Origin of the sequence: Roseibium alexandrii DFL-11 (genome assembly GCF_000158095.2) — a bacterium.
Lineage (GTDB): Bacteria > Pseudomonadota > Alphaproteobacteria > Rhizobiales > Stappiaceae > Roseibium > Roseibium alexandrii.
Genome location: NZ_CM011002.1, coordinates 3189200 through 3211464 on the forward strand (window position 1 = coordinate 3189200; position 22265 = coordinate 3211464).

Genomic DNA, 22265 nt, shown 5'->3' on the forward strand with positions numbered 1-22265 from the left:
AGCGAGTGAGGACACTCCCGCGCCATGAGGATTGAAATGAAACGTCTGCTTACCGCTGCTGCTGCCGCGATCATCTCCGGTCTTTTCACGTTACAGCCGGTGTCGGCACAAGACAGCGACTGGCAAGACGTTCTGGACGAAGCCAAGGGACAGACGGTTTATTTCCATGCATGGGGCGGCGAGCCGCGGATCAACGCTTACATCCAGTGGGCCGCACGGGAAGTCGAAAACCTCTATGGCGTCCGGGTTGTTCATGTGAAGGTTAGCGACACTGCCAGTGTCGTCTCCCAGGTGCTCGCAGAGAAGTCGGTCGGCAAGACCAGCGGTGGCGGCGTCGACCTCGTCTGGATCAACGGCGAAAACTTTGCCGCCATGAAGACAAATGAGTTACTCGCAGAGCCCGGTTGGGCACAAAGCCTGCCGAACTGGACGTATGTCGACACGGAAAACAAACCGACGGTCTTGGTCGACTTTACCGTTCCAACCGATGGCCAGGAAAGTCCGTGGGGCATGGCAAAGCTGGTCTTCATGTTTGACACCGCACGGCTCGATACACCTCCGGCGTCTCTCGACGCGCTGCTCGCCTATGCGAAGTCCAATCCGGGCCGTTTCTCGTACCCGCAACCGCCGAATTTTTACGGAACGACCTTCCTGAAGCAAGCACTCCTCAACACCATCGCAGATACAAGCGTGCTGTCTGCTCCGGTCGATCCGGACCAATTCGAGGCACAGACGGCGCCATTGTTCAATTTCCTGGATGAGCTACATCCGCATCTCTGGCGTCAGGGACAAGCGTTTCCAAAGAATGCAGCCCATATGCGTCAGCTCCTTGCGGATAGTGAAATGGACATTGCCTTTTCGTTCAATCCGGGTGATGCGTCCGGCGCGATCGTGAACGGCGAACTGCCACCAACTGTACGAACATTCGTTTTTGATGACGGCACGGTCGGAAACACGCATTTTGTCGCCATTCCGTTTAACAGTTCGGCCCAGGAAGGTGCACAGGTTTTCGCGAACCATTTGCTGTCGCCAATGGCCCAGATGCGCAAACAGGACCCGAAGATTTGGGGCGACCCAACAGTACTGAACGTGGCTGACCTTCCAGCCAATGAAAAAGCGCTGTTCGATACCCAAGACCTTGGACCTGCGACCCTGACGCCGGAAAAACTCGGTCCAGCTCTTCCCGAACCACATCCAAGCTGGGTTACTGCCCTGGAACAGACGTGGGCGACACGCTACGGCGCAGGGGGCGAATAAACCCTTGGCCAAATTCCGGCCAGGTTCGAAACTGCCGTCGCTGATCATTGTGTTCCTTTTGGCGGGGCCGGTTCTTGCGGGTCTTGCCGGAACCGTTTTACCGGCTTTCGGCTATCTCCCTGTTCTGGGCGCGCGCACGCTTACATTTGCCCCCTTCGCACAGCTTCTTTCAATGCCGGGGCTGCTACATTCAACGGCGCTGAGTTTTTGGACCGGCCTTTTCGCGTCGCTGGTTTCGCTCGCAATCGTTCTTTGTTTTGCAGCCGCCTGGAGCGGCACCCACACCTTTCAACGCGTGAGCCGTTTTCTGTCGCCGCTTTTGTCAGTACCTCACGCCGCCGCCGCAATCGGTCTCGCCTTTTTGATCGCCCCGTCCGGTTTCCTCGCCCGGCTTTTGTCGCCATGGGCAACTGGGTGGGAGCGTCCGCCGGATTTGTTGCTGGTCAACGACCCCTATGGAATTGCCATGACCCTGGGTCTCGTCGCAAAAGAGGTTCCTTTTCTGTTTTTGATGACACTGGCCGCTTTGAACCGGCCGGAGATCAAGTCCTACACCAAAGTTGCAACCAGTCTCGGTTACGGTCGGATGTCAGGCTTTTTCAAGGTCATTCTGCCCCAGATCTATCCGCTCATCCGTCTACCGATGCTGGCTGTGATCGCTTACTCAACTTCCGTGGTGGATGTCGCGGTGATATTGGGGCCCACAACACCTGCGCCCTTGGCTGCGCGGCTGGTGGTTTGGATGAATGATCCGGATCTCAGCCTGCGCCTTGCCGCATCAGCCGGTGCATTGCTTCAGCTTGGAATTAGCGCCGGAGCAATTCTTGTTTATTTGTTGTTCGAAGCCAGTGTCACCAAGCTGAGCTCCACCCGTTTCGCACTTGGACACCGTATAAAGTCAGATGGTGCAGGCAGGATGGCAGCGCTCGGTACAATGGTTTTCATTGTGTCAGCCATGTGCCTGTCACTGCTTGTCCTGATGATCTGGAGTTTTGCTAAGTCCTGGTGGTATTCGGCCCCGTTGCCACAGAATTGGTCCGTATCGGCGTTTTCAATGGCCTTGATGCAAACACCTCAGATCCTCGGCACGACGATCTTGCTTGGTGTACTGGCGGCGCTCATCAGCACCTCGTTGACGCTTTGGCTTCTGGAAACAAAAACAAACGCTGCGGAGCCAGTAGATCATCGACTGAGGACGCTCATCTTTGTGCCACTCCTTCTCCCACAAATTGCGTTCCTGTTCGGCCTCAAGATGTTGTTTTTGATGATTGGTCTGGATGGAAGTTTGACAGCTGTGCTTCTGGCACATCTGGTTTTCGTCTTGCCCTATGCCTTTCTTGCGCTCAGCGACCCGTGGCAGCGGCAGGACCCTCGTTATGCCCGCGTCGCAGCGTCCATGGGCGCCAGCAGAGCCAGGATCTTTTTCAGGGTCCAACTGCCGATGCTGACACGCCCGGTCCTCGTGACGTTGGCAGTTGCCCTTGCCGTGTCAGTCGGGCAATACCTCCCCACGCTGATGATCGGGGCTGGCCGGGTCGTCACCGTGACAACAGAGAGCGTTGCGCTCGCAAGTGGCGGAAACAGGCAAATCACAGCCGTCTACGCCTTGCTGCAATTGCTTATCCCGTTTGCCGGCTTCGCCGTTGCCGCCGCGATTCCAGCTGTTCTATTTAAAAACAGAACCGCTTTACGCCTGGATGCTTAAGTCAATGAACGCCCGCACTCTCCAAAACCAGAAGGGGCTCATCCTGGAGAATGTGTCTATCCAGCTGGATGGCCGCACCCTTCTGGAGCTTGACACAACGATTAAACCTGGGACGGTACTCACCGTGATGGGGGAAAGCGGCAGCGGGAAATCAAGCCTTCTTGACTTCATTGCCGGTTTTTTAAAGCCCGATTTCAAAGCCACAGGCCGTGTCATCCTGGACGGTACCGACGTGACCGCCGTTCCTGCGCAGGAGCGCCATATCGGCTTGATGTTTCAATCGCCGCTTCTCTTCCCTCACATGTCTGTCGCGCAAAATCTCATGTTTGCAATTCCTTCCGAGATTAAAAGCCGGACAGTACGGCAACAGCTGGCAGAGGAAGCCCTTGGGGCGGTAAACCTTGAAGGGTTTGGCTCCAAGGATCCGGCCAAGCTCTCAGGTGGGCAGCAAACGAGAGTGGCCTTGATGCGAACTCTTATGGCCAGACCCAAAGCCCTTTTGCTCGACGAACCGTTCTCCAGCCTCGATCAGTCGAGACGCGCTGACGTCCGGCAAAAAGTGTTCTCGATCGCCACGGAACGCGCCCTGCCCGTTCTTCTGGTCACGCACGATCTGGAGGATGCTGAAGTGGCAGGCGGTCCAGTCCACAGGTTGGAAACCCCGGCGACTGAACCGCAATAATTCTGTGCCGCAGCTACTCTGCCGTATCCGCAGACTGAGCTTGCAACAGTGAATAATTGTCGATCCCGATGCGCTCGATCAGAGCCAATTGGGTTTCAAGAAAATCAATGTGGCTTTCTTCATCAGAAAGCAGCGTCTCGAACAATTTCATCGAGACATAGTCACCCTGCTCACGGCAAACTTCACGCGCTTCGTGGTAGAGGGAACGGGCCGCGTACTCAGCTGCCAAATCGCCTTCCAGGCATTCTTTCACGGATTGACCGATACGCAAAGGGTCGAGCGTTTGCAGGTTCGGGAACCCTTCCAGGAACAAGATCCGGTCCATCAGACCCTGTGCGTGCTGACGTTCCTCTTCCGCCTCTTCCAATTCTTTGGCAGCGAGTTTTCCGAAACCCCAATCCGCAAGCAAACGGCCATGTAGCCAGTATTGGTTGACCGCTGTCAACTCATGCCGGAGAGCCTTGTTCAAGTAGTCAATGACCCGCGCGTCGCCCTTCATCAGTCCCTCTTAAAGCTCAACGGTTCTCGGCTTTGCGCCCGGAAGACGCCCGCCGCTATTTTAGTTTCTCATTCTCTGGTGTGTTTTCGTGAATAATGTCAATGACACTTGGAAAACATCCACCGCAACGCGGCCGGCACCCCAAATGGCGGAAGACAGACCCAGGCGTTGGGATTTTGCCATTCGGATCGTCACGCATCTCTGCCGCAGCTTCGCGTAATTGCTTGTCTGATAATACATTACAGGAGCAAATGAGCATACTGGGGTCTAGCCGTTACGAGGTCTTCATCGCATATAGTGTTTTACAGATGGCAGCGGAATACAGAAACCGTACTATAAAAGTCAACTTTTTAGAGCATGCTTAGCACTTGGCGGATCAGAAAATGAGCAATGGCAAACCGATTGACGAACGGCGGACACTGGTTCTCACCGGAGCCAGCCGTGGCATCGGACACGCGACAGTCAAAAAATTCTCCGCGGAAAACTGGCGTGTCATAACGTGTTCCCGCCAAGCCTTTTCCGACAAGTGTCCCTGGCCGATGGGACCGGAAGATCATATCCAGGTTGACCTCTCAGATCCGGAAAACATGGGATTTGCGATTCAGGAAATCCGGAAGAGGCTTGAGCCCAACGGATCCCGGCTCCATGCTCTGGTGAACAATGCGGGGATCAGTCCGAAAGGAAACGGCGGGGAACGGCTCAATTCGCTGAACACTCCGATGCATGAATGGCGGAATGTCTTTCAGGTAAATTTCTTTGGGCCCATTCTGCTGGCAAGAGGCTTGTTCAGCGAACTCAAAGCGGCCACTGGCTCGGTGGTGAACGTCACTTCAATTGCTGGTGGCCGGGTGCACCCATTTGCAGGGACCGCCTACGCCACATCAAAGGCTGCTCTCGCGTCCCTTACCCGCGAAATGGCTGCCGATTTCGGACCGCATGGCGTTCGGGTAAATGCGATCGCGCCCGGCGAGATTGATACATCCATCCTGTCTCCGGGCACAGAGGACATGATTGAAGATATCCCTCTTCGCCGTCTGGGCCAACCAAACGAGGTGGCCGAGACAATTTACTATTTGTGCAGCGAAACATCGTCCTATGTGACAGGGTCAGAAATCCACATCAACGGCGGTCAACATGTTTAATAAGACTTAATCTCAACGTTGAAACAGAAGTTGGTTATTCTTCTTACGTAAAACTATTAGTGTCATCGCGTTTAATTATATAATTCAACTTGGTAGTTTTATGCATTTTTACCTTATCTTCATCGCTCTCCCTGATGTTCGAGGAAATGATATCAATTTTCCGGAAGTGCGGGGATTCGATGAAACGTGCCTTGAAGTGGTTGGTTGATCTGAAGTTTGGCTTCAAAGTCAGCGGCGGTTTTGCAGCGATTTTGCTGTTGACCGCGATCGTTGGCGGTGTTGGATATTTTGCGATATCCTCGCTGTCTGCAAGATTTGAAGTGGCTGATCAATCAGCCAATGTTGGGCGACAAGTTCAAAACACCTCTTTGGTGCGCGAGAACTATTTGAACGCGCCAACGCCTGAACTCGCCGAAGCAACTCGACAGGAGATCGCTGGCCTCAATGCCTCGCTTCAGTCTCTCGCTAGCGATGTTGCCGGAGATCCAACCGCAGCGTCTCAAGTGGGCACAGCGATCTCTGCCGTGGATGAGTTCGGCACAACCTTCGAACAGGTGGTGGATCAAACGCAGCAACAATCAGATCGCTTGGCGTCCTTAAAGGCCAGCGCTCTAGAGCTGGAGAACCTGGCAGCTTCCATTGCCGAAGAGGTTCTTTCAGAAGAAAAGAAAGTCAGCGCGGACGTCTTCTCAGCCAACGGGACACTAGAGGACGCCAACCTCATGCTGCGCGGCGTGTTTGATCTGCAGGACGATGTTTCCAAGATCCAGTTCGCCTACCTGAAAAGCAACGGGTCTCTGGACGGCGAGGCTCTGGAAGAAAGTCTGAAGATCTCAACGGAGATCGTCGACCGAACGCGTGAGATGCGGTATCGGCAAATCGAGGGCATCGAGCGCAAGACTGTGAGCAAATTGGCCGGACAGGCAAACAAGCTCGACAAAGCGCTCGCTCGGTTAAGTGAAGATCTCGGGTTTGCCGAAGCCTATGAAGCCAGAACCGCCGTTGGTACGGGCCTCGACGCCATTACCGAGCTCGCTTACCAAATTCGTGAGCAGGCGATTTCTGCTGTTAGCAAATCAAAGGCAACTGTTCTCACCGCCAATACGCGGCTTGGCAGCATTAAAACAGTCTTGGTAGAGGCGACAGCTCTTGGCGAGCACGCGCTACGCGCTGAGGCGGAGACACTCGCCCTGTTCGGTAACTTCGGCATCAGCGATCCGGCAGGTGTGCAAACAGAGATCGCTGACCTGGTCAAACTGGAGGAAAAACTCGTCGGCTACGCTGATGTTCTTCCCAGCACCGCCGACGCCATCAACAGCATCGCGATCTCTATAGCAAGTTTTGATCGCGCCTTTCAGGACATGCTTTCCACCAAGCAAGACCTGCAGGAAAAGCGGGCACAGCTTGATACGCTGACCAAACAAGTCAACGCCGAGATTTCCGGGATTTCTCAAGCTCAATCAGAGGCTGCTGGCGCTGCTGCAACAGCTGCCGAGCTGCAAATCGCATTAACGGTACTGCTCTCTATTCTGGGCGGAGTTGGTTTGGCAATCGTATTGAACCTTGCCATTACCCGGCCGATCAAAACAATCACGGATGTGATGAACAGCCTGGCTGGCGGCGACAATGAAATCGCAATCCCAGGCATCGACCGAGGCGATGAAATCGGCGATATGAGCCGCACGGTTCAGGTCTTCCGCGATAACGCCATCGAACGTGCGAACCTTCAGGAACGCAATGCACAGGAAGAGTCGGCCCGCCAGGAACGTCAACTACGGATCGACAACCTGATCCAAGGCTTCCGTGCAACGGCCGAAGAGGCAATTGGCTCTGTGGAATCCACCGCCGACAGCCTTGATTCAACCGCTCGCGCCTTGACGGACATTGCGCGCGACAGTGCTGGGCATGCGAGCGAAACACAGTCGTCGTCCAACGAAACAACCAACAACGTCCAAACTGTCGCCAGCGCGGCAGAAGAGCTTGCGGCGTCCATCGGCGAGATCTCTCGTCAGGTCTCCCAGACAACCGATATCGTTGAACGTGCCACGACCGGCACCCGCATCACCAACCAAAAGGTCGAAGGCTTGGCAGAAGCGGCGACAAAAATTGGTGAAGTGGTCACGCTCATCCAGGCCATTGCCGAACAAACCAACCTGCTTGCCCTGAACGCAACGATCGAGGCAGCGCGGGCCGGTGAAGCAGGGAAGGGTTTTGCGGTTGTTGCTGCGGAAGTGAAAGAACTGGCAACGCAAACGTCCAAGGCGACCGAAGAGATCGGCTCCCAGATCACCGCGATCCAGACGGCCACCAAAGACTCTGTTGTCGCGATCGGTGAGATCGCCGAAACGATGACAGAGGTCAACAGCTACACAACTGCCATTGCCTCCGCTGTCGAGCAGCAAGGTGCGGCAACTGCGGAAATCTCGCAGAATGTTCAGCGTGCTGCCGAGGCGACCGGCGCCGTTTCCTCGTCCATGACACAGCTGTCGCAGGCAGTTGATCAGACGTCCTCTTCAGCCGACATGGTTCTGGCAGCCTCTGGCGAGCTGAACGAAAAGACCGACCAGCTGAAGTCAGAAGTGGAGACCTTCCTCTCGGAAGTGGCTGCTGCCTGATCAGCAAATACTTAAAGATAAAAAAGGCGGGTGTGCTGGTCACCCCGCCTTTTTCTTTGTCTGGCCCTGCCTCAACGTTGACCTCGAAGCAGCATAGCTCTAAGGCGTGGTCCAACCCCTTCGTGACTGACGAGAGAGACCACCGTGGCGGAAAAAACCGACGCGCCAGAATTTGCAAAACCCGGGCAGCCGCCCGTGCAGGCATGGCCCTTGATCCTGGAAACCCCGGGCTGGAAGGACTACCGCCTTCTGGACATGGGCGAGGGTCAGAAACTGGAACGATACGGCCGCTATACGATCGTTAGGCCGGAACCCCAGGCCATGGGCAGCCGCCGCCTGAAGAACACTGTGTGGGACCGCGCCAATGCGGTTTTCTCAGGCGATACGGATGAAGAAGGACCCGGCCGCTGGAAGTACTCCGGCAACGTCTCGGAAACCTGGCCAATGACCTACGGACCGGTCACCTACAATGGCCGATTCATGTCTTTCCGCCACGTTGGCGTCTTTCCGGAACAGGCCGCGCATTGGGATTGGGTCAACTCCAGGATCCGGGCCGAGAGGAAGAAAAACTCCGAGAAGCCGCTGAAGATCCTCAATCTCTTCGGCTATACCGGAATGGCATCACTCCTACCAGCGACCGAAGGCGCACAGGTCACCCATGTCGATGCCTCCAAGAAGGCCATCGGCTATGCTCGCGAAAACCAGACTCTTTCTGGACTGGAAGATCTCCCGATCCGATGGATCTGTGAAGATGCGTCCAAGTTTGTGGCCCGCGAAGTTCGCCGCGGCAACACCTATGACGGCATTATTCTGGACCCGCCAAAGTATGGGCGCGGCCCAAAAGGCGAGGTTTGGGACATCTACACCAGCTTGCCCGGCATGCTGAAAGACTTGCAGCTGCTGCTGTCAAAAGACGCCCTCTTTATGATCCTGACCGCTTATGCGATCCGCTCCAGCTTTGTCTCGATCCATGAGCTGATGGCCGAAACCTTGTCCAAACAAGGCGGACGGCTGGAATCCGGTGAGCTGGTCATCCGGGAAGAAGACGGCTCGCGTGCCCTTTCGACATCTCTCTTTTCCCGTTGGAGCAGCCGCTAACGCCTACTCAGCTGCGAGTGCTATGGGGCGATTGTCATTAGACCAATCCGTGTCGTCATCCTGATTTGGTGTCTCCTCGGCTTCCACCTTTCTCCGCCGCGCATAGATCAATGCGAACATGGGCGGTGCGAAGTAGAACGAGATCACGGTCGACAGCAACACGCCGCCGGCGATCGACATGGCGAACGGTGGCCAGAACCCGCCTCCGGCCAGAATCAACGGTAAAAACCCTCCGAAGGTCGTAAGCGTTGTGGAGATGATGTGCCGGCCCGACCCCATCACCACGTCGGCCATCGCCTCCCTATCACCATCGACAGCCCGGCTGTTTTGCTGAAGACCGGTCAGGATGATGATGGCTGCGTTGATGGACACGCCGATCGAGCCGATCACGCCGATAATGGCGTTGATACCGAACGGGTACTGGAAGATCGCCAACGCCAGAATGCTGAGACCCGCCGACAGCCCCGACACGACCAGCGTGACAGCGGACAATCGGAACGAGTTGAAGGTCAACACGATTGCGGCAATCGACAATGGCACGATCAATCCAAGCGAACCGATCAGATTGTTCAACGTGTCGGAGCGTGCATCGGAGTCGCCGCCCGTTTCGATACGGTAGCCGTCCGGCATTGCAAAGCCGGCAAGGTCCATCTCGTTCTGGAGCTTCTTCAGGGCTTCTTCCGGCAATACACCATATTGCACGAATGCCTGAACCGTGTTGGTGCGTTCTCCATTCCGGCGATTGATTTCACCCTCCGAAGGCTCCAAACGAATGTCCGTGATCGCAGACAGAGGCACCCCCTCATAGCCACTTGTTCCGGCGGCTCCGATTGCGGGCAGCAAAGGCAGGCTCGCAATATCAGACAGGTCGCTGCGGGCCGCATCGCCGATCCGTACGCGCACCGGCAGCTCTTCAGTGCCTTCAATCAGACTGCCACCAACAGCCCCTTCCAGGGTTGCCTCGAGTTGACGGGCAACATCCGCCAGGCTCAGCCCGACAAGCCGCGCCTTGTCCTCATCGACAGCAAATCTTAGTTGCGGTGCACCACTCTCTAACGTTGTCCGCACAACGGTCACTTCCTCGATCCCCGATGCGAGTTGGCGCAAAGCATCCCCGCGTTCGCGCAAGACGTCCAAGGACGGGCCGACCAGGCGCAACTCGACAGGCGCATCCACCGGCGGCCCCTGAACGAGATCCCGCACAAGAATACGCGCATTCGGATACCGGGCGGTCAGTTCCCCTTGCAGCCGTGGCACCAGATCTGCTGTCATATCCGGTGAACTGGTGGTGACGAGTGCCTGAGCGAAAGCCGGAGCGCGATCCTGGTTGCCGACGATGTTGTAGTAGAAGGCCGGAGCGCTCTTGCCCGCAACCCAAACTACTTTTTCGATGCCCTCCTGATCGGACAGGAACCCCTCCATTGCACGAACCACCTCGGATGTTTCGGCAATCGCAGTGCCGTCAGAGAGTTCCACTTCAATGTGGAACTGATCCCGGTCCACGCCCGGGAAAAACTGCGCGGTCAGGGTCGGCATGCTCATGAAACCGATCACGGGCAAGACCAGTGCAAAGGCAACCGAACTTGCCGGGTTTCTCATGGCGAGCTGCAGCGAGAACCTGAAGGGCACGGAGACCAGCTTACCCGGTTGGAAAGAGCGGCGTTTGGTCTCTAAATTCGTTTCGGGAAGCAGCCAGCCGGCGATTGCCGCCGTTAAAGTCACAGCGACGAGGAACGACCAGACAAGCATGATGATCACGGCGATTGCGATCGCGCCAACGAAGTCTCCAGCCGGTCCCGGCAACAGAACCATGGGCAGGAAAGACAAGGCCGTGGTGGCGGTCGATGCCAGTAGAGGTGCAAACAGGCGGCGGACGGCCTTGCGGACAGCCTCACGCCGTTCTTCTCCGCGCGCCAGGGCCTGACCGATTTCATCAGTCATGACGATACCGGCATCCACGAGCAGGCCGAGAGCCACGATCAGTCCGGTCAGCGACATCTGGTGGAGCGGCAGACCGATCATGCTCATCGTTGCAAAGGACGCCAGAGTGACCACCGGCAGCACCATTGCAACGATCACTGCCGACCGCAGCCCCATTGTGACAAGCAGCACACCAATCACCAGGGCCATGCCGATGGCTATGTTGGCGCCAACATCTGTCAGACGGTCGATCGTGTAGCGGCTTTGATCGAACACGAGTTGATGCTCGATTGAATGCGGCATATCCGTTTCAAAGGCAGCAATCCGGTCACGAACACGGGTCATCCAGGTGTCCACCTGAAGGCCATCTGCAATCTTCGCAGCAACGAGTATTGCCGGACGTCCCTCTGAAAAGGCCAGCTCTTCAGCAGGTTGGCGGATGCCCTTCGTAACGGTGGCAACATCGCCAACGCGGGTCACCAGACCATTGCTTGCAGTTGTCACGGGGATGGCGCGGATCCGGTCAAGCGCGGCAATTTCTCCAGATACCTCTATGAGGAATTCGCGGTCCGGACTGCGCAGGCGGCCTGCACGGACCTTGGCATCCGCGTTTTTTATGGCGGAGGCGACCTGATCCACCGTCAGAGATAAGGAAATGAGGGTTGCCGGATCTATGCGAACCAGAATCTCTTCTTCCAGCTCTCCGAAAATCTCGACGGACTTTGTGCCGGGTACATTCCTGAGTGTATCAGACAAAACCTCGGCATAGCGAAGCATAACCGCTTGAGAGACCGCATCATGCTCCGGAACAAGTGCGCTGATCGATGCGAAAGCGCCCGCGCCGTCAGTACTGAATTCCGGCTCCAGAACGCCTTGCGGAAATTCGCGTGTCGCATCGCTGATCTTGTCCCGGATTTCCGACCATGCCTGCTCAATGACGTCTTCGGTCAACGTGTCGAGCAGCTCTATCTGGATGATCGAAATGGACGAGGCGGACGTCGATTCAATGACATCAATCTCTTCGACTTCACGGAGCGCTTCCTCGATCTTTTCCGTGACCAAGGCCTCGACACGGCCCGGATCCGCACCGGGATAAACAGTTGTGACCGTTGCAAAAAGATTGGTGATCGTCGGGTCTTCCTGCCGTCCAATACCGATCAGAGCCGTTGCCCCGGCGGCCAAGATCACAAGAAGCGTCAGGACCACCAAACGGGGTTGGCGAAAGAACAGGGTTTCCATGCCTCAGCCTCCCGCCTTTGCAAGATCTACAGCTTGGCCAACGACAACCCGGTGAACGCCATCCCGAACAATCCGGCTGTCTGGCGTTAAGGTCCCGCGCACAAACGCCCGCCCCTCTTCCGCATGCAGGACTTCCACCGCTTCCCGCACGACAACGTATGCCTGGCCGGGCGCGGCCTGATCCACGTCCTTGGCAACTGTAAGAACAGTCCAGAGACCGCGCGGACCTTCTTTCAATGCGGAAACCGGGATCCAGGCGCCTTCCGTCTCCACACGCTCAAAAACGGACAGTTCCGCCAACCGTCCGAAAGCGGGAGTTGCCTCCGGTGTATCGAGTATAAACAAGGCTTCGATCGTCCGGGTCCGGGTCTGAAGGTCTGGCCGAAGCGATGCTAAGCTGGCTTTGAACGTCCGGGCAGAGATCTGAATGTCATGGGTTTGTGATTTATCCAGCCGGTCCACCACTTCCGGCGACAAACCGATCCGGACCGTAGGCCGTGAACTCTCCAGCAACCGCAGAACGGGCGTTGCCGGAGACGCCGTTGCACCGTCATCCAAAAGGCGCTCTCCAACCCGGCCCGAAAACGGCGCTTTCAAAACAGCCTTATCAAGATTTATGTCGATGTTCTCGATCGCAGCATCGATCTGCGCGATCGTGGCGTCCAAACGGCTGAGGGTCAGGCGGGCTTCGTCGAGCACCTGTGCGCTGACGTGACCATTGTCCTTCAGCAGCTGACGGCGGTTCAACGTCAGCATGGCCAGCTCCCGGTCACTTTCAGCAGCTTGACGATTGGCGACTTGCCGCCTGCGGTCTGCCTCAATTGACCGTGTGTCGAGTACCGCAATGACGGCGCCTTCCTCGACAAGGTCACCCTCGTCAACCCGAACCTCTCGAACAGTTCCAGAGAGCTCGAAAGCAAGGTCTGTGCTGCGTGCAGGTTCAAGCCTGCCAACAAAACTGCGCTCAACGTCATAGCCGGTCTCCCAATCCGGCGTGAACACGTCCACAACGGCCAACGGAGAGGGATCCACGGATGGCTTTTCTTCTGCACGCATCTGGATGGTGGTGACACCGATCATCACCGCAACCGCGGCAAGGCCAACGTTGATCGAGAAGGTCGCCGTACTCAGCGCCATTCTGCCAAAACGCCGGAGCCTGCTATTGCTGCCTGTCGTATTTGGCGCAGGGGTCTGATGATCCTTCGGCATGGCACATTCTCACCTTGTCCGCTGGCTGCCGGTCCGATTTTGGGGACTATTGCCTTCCCAATGTAAGCAGCACTAACTATGTTACCGTTGTTAACATATGTTAGCGGAATTAACTTCGGCAAGAGACACAACAAGAAAATATTCGGAAACGCCTTACATGGCCAAAACAGAAATTCACAAAAAAGCGGGCTATCACCATGGTGATTTGCGCGGTGAATTGATCGCCGCAGCGCGCCAACTTATTGAAGAACATGGGCCGGATGGGTTTTCCATGTCGGATGCCTGCCGTCTTGCCGGTGTGAGCACGGCCGCACCCTACCGGCATTTTTCTTCCAAGCAGGATCTTTTAAGCGAGATCGCAAAAGACGGCCTTAATCGCCTTGGAATCGACATGGAAGCCCGGGCATCCAAGCAGGCGCGCGGCACTGTCCAGTCGATTGCCGCGATGGGGCGCGCCTATGTTGCGTTCGCAAGACGCGAGCCACACACGTTCCGGCTCATGTTCAGCACGATGTCTCATCATGATCGAATTGATGAGCTTAAGCAGATTGGCCGCGGATCCTACAGTGTCCTGCTCCGAGAGGTCGCAGACTATCTGGGCGAGCCGGACATCAACGAGACGGTGCTCCGCACATCCTTCCCTTTATGGACACAAGTCCACGGGCTATCGTTCCTGGCCATCGACGGCAAACTGGATGTGACGGAGTTTCCAGTCGACATTGAAGACTCTATTCTGATCGCAACAGAACGGCTGCTTCCACCGGTGCCGTAGGTCGCTTCTTGACCCGGTCGGTCGCGAGGACTAAGCCAATCCAAACTGTCATTAGAATTCAGCTGGCTCAAGAAGAGCCCTTGGAGCTCCCGCATGCCGCAGACCGGCAAACTTCAAAAAATCGGCGCGGTCAAACAGATCACGAGCCACTCCAATCCAATCGTCAAGGAAATCAAAGGGCTTGTAGCCCAGCGCAAACTCCGCACCCAATCGGGATTGTTCGTTGCCGAAGGACTGAAGCTGGCAACAGACGCCCTGTCGGCCGGCTGGGGCGTCCGCTATCTAGCCCTGGGCCCAGAAGCGCGCGACAACCCGGCTGCCCAAAAAGCTGCGGCGACGGCCAAGGCACGCGGCGCTCTGATACTTGAAGTCTCGACCGCAGTCATGAGCGCCATGACCCGCAAAGACAATCCTCAGATGGTTGTGGGTGTTTATGAGCAAAACATCCTCAGCGCCCGGGACATTGATCCGCAAGGAACCACCGTCTGGGTCGCGCTCGATCGGGTAAGGGACCCTGGAAATCTCGGAACAATCATCCGGACCGTGGATGCAGTCGGCGGCAGTGGCGTGATGCTGGTTGGCGATTGTACGGATCCATTTGCCGTGGAAGCCGTTCGCGCCACTATGGGATCGCTGTTTCATGTGCCACTTGCAAAGATGACCAAAGAGGAGTTCAAGGCTCTTGCAAAAGACTGGCCGGGAACCGTTGCCGCCACCCATCTAAAAGGGTCGGTCGACTACCGCACACCGGACTACAAACAACCGGCCCTGCTCGTCATGGGGAACGAGCAAAAGGGACTGGAGGACGACACGGCCGCGGCCTGCCGAACCTTGATCCGGATCCCACAGGTTGGGGAAGCCGACAGTCTGAACCTTGCTGTTGCCACCGGCATCTCGCTTTATGAAATCCGCCGCAATCATTTGGAGCTGTCGTGATGCGCCTGTTTGTTTTTGGTGTCGGGTATTCTTCAAAAGCGATTATCGAAGAAGTGCGGGATCGCTTTGATTGGATCGGCGGTACGACACGGTCTGCGGAAAAGGCCGGCGTCCTCCGCGAAAACGGTATTGAGCCGTTTATCTTCGATGGCGAAACTGCTGGCGACGGGATTGCGGACGCGCTTTCAACCGCAACCCACGTGCTTGTGTCCATTGCCCCGAATGAGGCCGGCGACCCAGTTCTCAACCGACACGGCGCGGATATTGCCGCAGCCTCTCCGAAATGGGTCGGCTACCTGTCGACTGTCGGCGTTTATGGAAACCACGACGGGGCTTGGGTGGATGAAACCACCGCTTGCAAACCGGTCTCCAAACGCTCAGTCCAACGCGTCGCCGCTGAAGAGGCCTGGCTTTCTTTCGCAGAGCGGACCTCGGTGCCTGTTCAGATTTTTAGGCTCTCCGGAATTTACGGGCCAGGCCGCAACACGTTCGAGAACTTCAAAAAAGGTCGCGCCCGGCGCTTGATCAAGCCCGGTCAGGTGTTCAACCGGATCCATGTCGCGGACATTGCGGGTGCCGTTTCCATCGCCATGCAGTCGCCAAAGACACGCGTTTTCAATGTCACCGATGACCAGCCTGCACCGCCACAGGATGTCGTGACATACGCTGCTGAACTGCTGGGTGTGACACCACCGCCGGAAGTTGCCTTCGAAACAGCGGACCTCACACCAATGGCCCGGTCATTTTATGGTGAGAACAAACGGGTTTCGAACCAACGCGTCAAAGACGAACTCGGCTATACCTTCCGCTATCCTGATTATCGGATTGCCTTAAACACTCTTGTCCAGAACTACGGTTGACACCTGCTAACCGGTTTTCCAGTTTCTGGCCAACGGATGCGGCACACTGCCCGCATCCCTCGACCCAGAAAGGCAAGAACATGAGTGAATGGCGCGTTTATCTCTCCGGTGAGATTCACACCGACTGGCGCGAACAGATCGTTAGCGCAACAGAGGCCGCCGGATTGCCGGTCAGTTTTTCTGCACCGGTCACCAACCACGAGGCCAGCGACGATTGCGGCGCAGCGATTCTCGGCAGCGAAGACAAAAAGTTCTGGTACGATCACAAAGGCGCTAAGGTGAATGCCATCCGCACCCGGACACTGATCGAAAAGGCCGATATCGTCGTTGTCCGGTTCGGCGACAAGTACAAGCAATGGAATGCTGCCTTCGATGCCGGCTACGCTTCAGCCCTTGGTAAGTCATTGATCATACTTCACGATCCGTCCTTGACCCATCCACTGAAGGAAGTTGATGCTGCAGCTCTTGCTGTCGCGGAAACCCCGGACCAGATCGTTAAAATCCTCAACTACGTCATCAACGCAGAACTCTAAGTTCAACCGCCCAATCTTGTATTTAACGATTGAGCAACCATATCAAGTCAGTCTAAGTGGTCTGAGTTCATACGAAGACTGCTCAGACCGGCTGTAGTTTTTGGTTTTGTGCCGCTTGTATTTTCTTCCTAATTGGAACAAGCGCCAGACAAGCTTCCCGCTGCAGACTTGTATTTTAGTATTACAATAAAGAACTGTCATCAAAGCTTTGAAATGCTGCGCTAGACAAGCGCGCTGATGCTTTGATGCAAGAAATTGGAAAGAAGACTCCATGCTACATGGAAACGTAAAATGGTTTGATAAGGGCCGCGGTGTCGGCACCATCGAACCCGAAGACGGGGACGACATCCTCGTTGACATCACGGCTTTGCGCCGGTCCGGCATCGACTCGCTGAAGGAAGGCCAACTCGTGGCATTCGATCTTGAGTGGCGCCGTGGCCAGATGGTCGCCGAAGACCTCAAAGTCCTGTAAGGCCAATCGGCACTTGCGGTATGGAAGGGCGGTTTCACCGCCCTTTTTTGTTGGCCAATCCCCAGAAACACTCTTGCCTGAAACTGGTTTTGCGCGTTTCCTTCAAGTTGTATTGAAGGAACAATTCTTTGCCCGGCCGCCCGAAGCGATCCAACGCGCTTATCTTCATCTTCATTACCTTGACCATCAATGCGATGGGCATCGGTCTCATGATGCCGGTGATGCCGAGCTTATTGACCGAACTCACCAGCCTGCCTGTCGGTGAAGCTGCGCTTTGGGGCGGATGGCTGAGTGTCGTATTTGCCTTGATGCAGTTTTTGTTCGGTCCAACGCTTGGCAGTCTGTCAGACAGGTTCGGACGCCGGCCCGTTTTACTTATTTCGACGCTGACCGTGGCGGCAGATTACCTCCTGATTGCTCTGTCCTGGAACCTTGCGGTGCTGTTCATTGCCCGAATGATCTCCGGGATTGCCGGTGCCACCTACTCTGCGGGAGCGGCTTACATTGCAGATATCTCGGAGAAGGAAGACCGGGCGAAGAATTTCGGCCTTCTTGGTGCGGCCTTTGGCGTCGGCTTCGTGCTGGGACCGGTCATTGGAGGACTGCTTGGGGAGTATGGATCCCGAGCCCCGTTCTACGCCGGTGCTACATTATCCTTCGTCAACTTCCTTTTTGGCTATTTTGTGCTGCCAGAAACACTGAAACCGGAAAACCAGCGGGCCTTCAACTGGAAGCGCGCCAATCCATTCGGCGCCTTAAAACACATTTCTTCCAACAAGGAGGTGCGTGTGCTCCTATTGGCGCTTCTTCTGTTTGACATTGCCCACTACGTTTATCCAGCTGTCTGGAGCTATTTCACTGCAGAAGTCTTTGCCTGGACCCCAGCCGATATCGGCTTGTCCCTTGCCGTGGTCGGGTTCGGTTATGCATTCGTGCAAGGGTATCTTATCCGCGTTTTGGACCGCCGGATCGGGACCGGCGCCATTCTCATGATTGGCCTCACCTGCAACCTGGTTGCGTTTGTTGCTCTCTCCGTCGCTGAAAGCGGCTGGGTCGCTTATGCGTTTATTGGATTTGCTGTCACCGGCGCGCTTGCGACACCTGCCTTTACCGGCTTGATGTCCAACCGCGTTCCCGACAACGCGCAAGGCGAACTGCAGGGTCTGATCGCGAGTGCAGCTGGGCTTGCCATGATCATCAGCCCATTTGTCATGACCCAGAGCTTTTCCTTTTTTACGAGGGACGGGACAGACCTTTACTTCCCAGGCATCCCGTTTGTGATTGCCGCAGTGCTGATCTCATTATCTGGCTTAATCGCACTCCCGTTCCTCAAAAATCAACGGATCGCCTTAGCAAACACGCAAACGGCCCCTTCGCAAACGCCGGTGAAAGAATGACCTCTTCTGCGTTCAACCCGTCTCTTGACGGGCCTCGTCTTGCACCGCTCTCCGGAGGCGCTACAGAACAACTGGTCGTCATCCTCCATGGCTATGGCGCCGACGGCACGGACCTCATTGATCTCGGCAGGGCCTGGCAAGAGGCTCTTCCCAACGCAGCTTTCGTTGCGCCCAATGCTCCTGAACCCTTGCCATTTGAAGCCTTTGGAGGGCGGCAGTGGTTTGCCCTGGAGGAGCGGACACCGCGGGAGTACGAAATCGGTGCCCAGGCAGCCCAACCGGTGCTCGACCGGTTTCTAGATGCCGAACTGATCTCCCTGGGTCTCAACGATGCGGCTCTTGCATTGGTTGGGTTCAGTCAGGGGGCCATGATGACGTTTCAAACGGGTCTGCGCCGGAAAACGCCGCCCGCCTGCCTTGTGGCCTTTTCAGGTCTTTTGCCCGGAATTGCAGCGCTCCCGATCCTCCCAGCACCTCCTACAACCTTGATTGTGCATGGTGCTGATGATGACGTCGTTCCTGCCTACCATCTGGAGGCCGCGCGAACTGCGCTAATGCAGGCTGGTGTAACCGTAGAAGCGCATTGCCTGGATGATTTGGGACATGGCATTGACGAGCGCGGGCTCATTTTGGGGCGCCAGTTTCTTGAAAAGGCATTCCTCTAGCCGTCAAATGATCCCCGGCAATTGGTTAATGGCTTCTTAACGGTTTTGATCCAGTCTCCCAGTGAAGTGTCTCCTTGTTAAATGGGGATTTTTCGGAGCGCGTCATGCAAATTTCGATTGAAACCACAACACAAAGCACCAGCCTGTTGTCCGCGTCGTTTCAAGGCTCCGGAAACCCGTCTGCAAAGCCGGAGACTGAAGACGGAAAGCCAGGACAACCGCCCAAGGACACGGCCGTCAGCCTATTGGAGGCTGCCTCGCAAAAGGCAGAAGAAGACGCCGTGGTGATTGCAGCCCTTCGTGAAGCCGTTGAAGACGGCAAAGAGGGCGACGATGACGAGAAAGAAGGCGCTCTGGCGACCGTCGAGGATTATCAGAAAACGGCTGGTCAGTTGAAATCGGCACTCGGCGAAGATGGCAGTGTCTCCAGTGCTTCCGTCGCCTATGAAAGCGCGACAATCTCGACAACAACGATTGAAGCCGAGATCGACGGGGAAACCCTTTCTGCGCAGTTCGTCTCGTTCGAACGGGTGTCCTTCAATTCCGAGACCGGGCTCTCGGTGCGCTCTGCAAACGCTTCCACCATTGAAGGCGAATTTGACAACGGATCCTTCAGCTACCAAAGCGCTGCAGTCAGCGAGCTCTACGCTGGTACGGGGTCACAGGTTTCCAATCTGGCTGGCCTGACCGCTTGATACAAAACACCGAGCAAAAAAAGCCCAGGGCACTGAACGCGCCCTGAGCAGACACATCATCAAGCTTTTTTCAGATACGCGGCAAGAATGTCGAGGGCTGCCTGAAGGTCTGACTTATGGATCATCTCGGTGACCGTGTGGATGTAGCGGGTGCCGACCACGATCCCGACAGCTTTCGCACCAGCCGCCGCCTGCTGAGCAGCCGCACCGTCCTGACCACCTGCTGCAAGCATTGTGCGCTGATACGAAATCTCTTCCTTCTGAGCCAGCGCTTCAATCTCCTTCACCAGATCACGATCGGCAATGAAGCTGGAGTCCTTGACATGAAGGCCGAACCCTTCGCCCTGCACCGTGGTGCGATCCTGTTCCGGAACTCCCGGCGTATCGCAGGCCAGTGTAACGTCGATGCCCAGTCCGATGTCCGGTTTGATTGCGAAGGACGCGGTGCGTGCACCCCGCAGACCGACCTCTTCCTGGCAGGTGAAGGCGACATGGATTTCACATTCGTGCTTGGATTTGCCCAGCGCCTTGATGGCCTCGATCCCCAGCCAGCAGGCAATCCGGTTGTCCAGCGCCTTTGACACGACCTTTTCGCCGATTTCGATCAAAGGCTCATCCATGGTGACCATATCACCGACCTTGATGAGATCCTTGGTGCTGTCTCTAAGACCCAGGTCCACGACAAAGTCCTTGGGCTCGGGCACCTTCTTGCGTTCCTCGGGAGAAGAAATGTGGATTGGCTTTCCGCCGGGGTTCATGACGCCCTTGTAGTCGCCATCGTCCGTCGAGACGAGCACGCGGCGGGAGAACAGGTTGCGCGCGTCAAAGCCACCGACCGGCTGAACATGCACAAAGCCCTTGTCGGTCACGTGCGAAACCAAAAAACCGATCTCGTCCATGTGACACAGCAGCATGACCTTCTTCGGGTCCCCTTTCTTCGGCTTCTTGCGAGAATTCCGGCGGCAAAGCAGCGAGCCCATGGGGTCCGTTGTCACCTCATCGAAGAGCCCTTCGATTTCGGATTTGATCAAATCCCGAACCCGATGCTCATGACCCGGCACACCTGGTGTTTCACAAAGACGTCGAAGCAGATCGATATTCATGGAATGTCCTGTTTGGTATGAAAATCGTCGCGATCCTACTCTGAAATCTCAGGCTGGACAAAGGCTGAGTGCAAACAGGCCTTCTTCTATCGCCTAGAAAAGCGCCACATACCGCGACAAGATTTACCAAATTCAAGTTATGTTGGCATTCTGCGGCTGAATCTCACCAACTGCCATTGCTGTGACGCAATTCCCGTCAAATAATTGGTTTTGGTAAAACAAGGCATTCAGGCGACGTTACGGCAAGTCGACTGGAAACCCATCAATTGAACAAGGGGATTTTTCATGACCCAGAAAAAGCGCTTCATACTCTCCATTGATGGTGGTGGTGTCCGGGGTCTGATCCCGTTGCGCATTCTGGAGTCTCTGGAGAGCCGCCTCGTGCACCGTGGCGTTACGCAGCCGATGCACGAGCTCTTCGATCTCATGGCCGGCACCTCGACCGGCGGTTTGATTGCAGCCGGACTTTCCGCCCCAAGGCCTGGCGGCAACAAGGGAGAAGCCGCGGCAACGATCTCCGAACTTCGGACATTTTATGAGCGCGATGCCCGCGAGGTTTTTTCATACTCGCTAAGCGCGCGCCTTGCCCGTGCATTCACCAATCCGCTTGGTCTTTTCGATGAAACCTATGATGCCCGTCCTCTAGAAAAGATCCTGAAGGAGCAATTCGGATGGACGTCCATGGCAAGCGGCCTGTGCAAGCTGGTGCTCACCGCCTATGACATTGAGCAGCGCAAGGCCGTGTTCATGACCAATGGGCTGGAGCAAAACGGCAGCCGGCCTGACGATTATTATTTCTGGCAGGCTGTGCGGGCAACAACCGCAGCCCCCTCCTATTTCGAACCGGCAAAAATCGAAAACCTGACCCGCAAGCGCGAAGAACCCATGGTGGACGGTGGCGTCTTCATGAACGATCCGACCATTGCGGCCTATCTGGAAGCGCGCAAACTTGGTTGGGATACCGAAGAGTTGGTCATCATTTCGCTCGGGACGGGACGTGCTCAAGAACGAAACTTCTCCTATCAGGAGGCCGTTGGTTGGGGAGCCCTTGGTTGGATGCAGCCGTCCAAGGGTGTGCCAATCCTTTCGATCTTCTCAGATGGCCAAACCCAGACGGCATCCTATCAGGCGACCCACTTGTTCAATGAGCTGCCCAATGTCACCTATCATAGGATCGAAGGGGAGCTAGAGGCGAGCGCTGAAGACTTCGACAACGCACGCCCAGGCAATATTTTGACCTTGAACGGTGCTGCCGATCGCATGATCCGCGACAATACGGTGCTTCTGGATAACCTTGCAGATCTGTTGAAGGATCACGCGGAAACGCGGGAAAAAGATGCCAGCGATGCCGTTTTGGGGCATGCTGCATAAAAGGGCGCCCGAAACCTCAGGAGCCAGCATCTTTGTGCACTTGGTTTCGGCCACAGAGCATGAGGTCCGCCGTGACACATCGCAACTTCGCAAGC

General features: G+C 56.1%; 20 protein-coding genes. 15 read left to right on the forward strand and 5 right to left on the reverse strand.

The window, feature by feature from the left end:
• Positions 1-36: 36 nt before the first annotated feature.
• Genes SADFL11_RS14715 through SADFL11_RS14725 form a run of 3 tightly spaced genes read left to right on the forward strand, consistent with a single transcriptional unit; the run spans position 37 to position 3644 of the window.
• Entirely contained in the window at positions 37-1257 is a 1221-nt protein-coding gene (locus SADFL11_RS14715) for an ABC transporter substrate-binding protein (RefSeq protein ID WP_008188947.1), read from the forward strand.
• A 4-nt stretch (positions 1258-1261) separates the two neighbouring features.
• Positions 1262-2962 (forward strand): ABC transporter permease, encoded by a 1701-nt coding sequence (locus SADFL11_RS14720; protein ID WP_008196505.1) that lies wholly within the window; start codon positions 1262-1264, stop codon positions 2960-2962.
• 4 nt (positions 2963-2966) lie between these two features.
• Positions 2967-3644, forward strand: a complete 678-nt coding sequence (locus tag SADFL11_RS14725; RefSeq protein ID WP_040451412.1) for an ATP-binding cassette domain-containing protein — start codon at positions 2967-2969, stop codon at positions 3642-3644.
• A gap of 13 nt (positions 3645-3657) precedes the next feature.
• Here the strand turns inward: SADFL11_RS14725 and bfr are convergent, their stop codons facing one another.
• On the reverse strand, positions 3658-4143 hold the full coding sequence (bfr, locus tag SADFL11_RS14730; protein WP_008193490.1) for a bacterioferritin: 486 nt from the start codon (positions 4141-4143) through the stop codon (positions 3658-3660).
• A 55-nt stretch (positions 4144-4198) separates the two neighbouring features.
• Positions 4199-4402, reverse strand: a complete 204-nt coding sequence (locus tag SADFL11_RS14735) for a (2Fe-2S)-binding protein (protein ID WP_081450545.1) — start codon at positions 4400-4402, stop codon at positions 4199-4201.
• A gap of 124 nt (positions 4403-4526) precedes the next feature.
• Between SADFL11_RS14735 and SADFL11_RS14740 the strand changes: the two genes are divergently transcribed.
• The 3 genes from SADFL11_RS14740 to SADFL11_RS14750 all read left to right on the forward strand — a co-directional run bounded on the left by SADFL11_RS14740 (position 4527) and on the right by SADFL11_RS14750 (position 8998).
• The gene (locus SADFL11_RS14740; protein ID WP_040451410.1) at positions 4527-5285 is read left to right on the forward strand and encodes an SDR family NAD(P)-dependent oxidoreductase; all 759 of its coding nucleotides are present in this window, start codon (positions 4527-4529) and stop codon (positions 5283-5285) included.
• 179 nt (positions 5286-5464) lie between these two features.
• Positions 5465-7900 (forward strand): methyl-accepting chemotaxis protein, encoded by a 2436-nt coding sequence (locus SADFL11_RS14745; protein WP_209002612.1) that lies wholly within the window; start codon positions 5465-5467, stop codon positions 7898-7900.
• Positions 7901-8044: 144 nt separating this feature from the next.
• Entirely contained in the window at positions 8045-8998 is a 954-nt protein-coding gene (locus tag SADFL11_RS14750; protein WP_008190967.1) for a class I SAM-dependent rRNA methyltransferase, read from the forward strand.
• 3 nt (positions 8999-9001) lie between these two features.
• Here SADFL11_RS14750 and SADFL11_RS14755 read toward each other — a convergent pair whose 3' ends face one another.
• Positions 9002-12157 (reverse strand): efflux RND transporter permease subunit, encoded by a 3156-nt coding sequence (locus tag SADFL11_RS14755; protein WP_008190111.1) that lies wholly within the window; start codon positions 12155-12157, stop codon positions 9002-9004.
• Between the two features lie 3 nt (positions 12158-12160).
• Positions 12161-13294, reverse strand: a complete 1134-nt coding sequence (locus SADFL11_RS14760) for an efflux RND transporter periplasmic adaptor subunit (protein WP_008192727.1) — start codon at positions 13292-13294, stop codon at positions 12161-12163.
• A 229-nt stretch (positions 13295-13523) separates the two neighbouring features.
• On the opposite strand from SADFL11_RS14760, the gene SADFL11_RS14765 reads away from it, so the two are divergent.
• The 8 genes from SADFL11_RS14765 (at position 13524) to SADFL11_RS14800 (ending at position 19696) form a co-directional block, all read left to right on the forward strand.
• Complete coding sequence (locus tag SADFL11_RS14765) at positions 13524-14138, forward strand: TetR/AcrR family transcriptional regulator (protein WP_008190721.1); 615 nt, start codon at positions 13524-13526, stop codon at positions 14136-14138.
• Positions 14139-14231: 93 nt separating this feature from the next.
• A complete protein-coding gene (locus tag SADFL11_RS14770; protein ID WP_008193586.1) occupies positions 14232-15074 on the forward strand; it encodes a TrmH family RNA methyltransferase in 843 nt (280 codons plus the stop codon).
• Positions 15074-15934, forward strand: a complete 861-nt coding sequence (locus SADFL11_RS14775) for an SDR family oxidoreductase (RefSeq protein WP_008196370.1) — start codon at positions 15074-15076, stop codon at positions 15932-15934. The genes SADFL11_RS14770 and SADFL11_RS14775 overlap by 1 nt, the downstream gene beginning before the upstream one ends.
• Before the next feature lie 80 nt (positions 15935-16014).
• Entirely contained in the window at positions 16015-16467 is a 453-nt protein-coding gene (locus SADFL11_RS14780; protein WP_040452804.1) for a YtoQ family protein, read from the forward strand.
• A 271-nt stretch (positions 16468-16738) separates the two neighbouring features.
• Positions 16739-16939 (forward strand): cold-shock protein, encoded by a 201-nt coding sequence (locus SADFL11_RS14785; RefSeq protein ID WP_008195161.1) that lies wholly within the window; start codon positions 16739-16741, stop codon positions 16937-16939.
• A 128-nt stretch (positions 16940-17067) separates the two neighbouring features.
• Positions 17068-18336, forward strand: a complete 1269-nt coding sequence (locus tag SADFL11_RS14790; protein ID WP_040451407.1) for a TCR/Tet family MFS transporter — start codon at positions 17068-17070, stop codon at positions 18334-18336.
• Positions 18333-19001 carry an alpha/beta hydrolase gene (locus tag SADFL11_RS14795; RefSeq protein WP_008193668.1) on the forward strand — a complete coding sequence of 223 codons (669 nt, stop codon included), beginning with the start codon at positions 18333-18335 and terminating at the stop codon, positions 18999-19001. Before SADFL11_RS14790 ends, SADFL11_RS14795 begins: the two co-directional genes overlap by 4 nt.
• A 104-nt stretch (positions 19002-19105) precedes the next feature.
• On the forward strand, positions 19106-19696 hold the full coding sequence (locus SADFL11_RS14800) for a hypothetical protein (RefSeq protein WP_008195515.1): 591 nt from the start codon (positions 19106-19108) through the stop codon (positions 19694-19696).
• Positions 19697-19755: 59 nt separating this feature from the next.
• On the opposite strand, the gene SADFL11_RS14805 is transcribed toward SADFL11_RS14800, so the two are convergent.
• On the reverse strand, positions 19756-20799 hold the full coding sequence (locus SADFL11_RS14805) for a M42 family metallopeptidase (RefSeq protein WP_008194157.1): 1044 nt from the start codon (positions 20797-20799) through the stop codon (positions 19756-19758).
• A 285-nt stretch (positions 20800-21084) separates the two neighbouring features.
• Here SADFL11_RS14805 and SADFL11_RS14810 point away from each other — a divergent pair, with 285 nt between their 5' ends.
• A complete protein-coding gene (locus tag SADFL11_RS14810) occupies positions 21085-22170 on the forward strand; it encodes a patatin-like phospholipase family protein (RefSeq protein WP_008189022.1) in 1086 nt (361 codons plus the stop codon).
• Positions 22171-22265 lie beyond the last annotated feature (95 nt).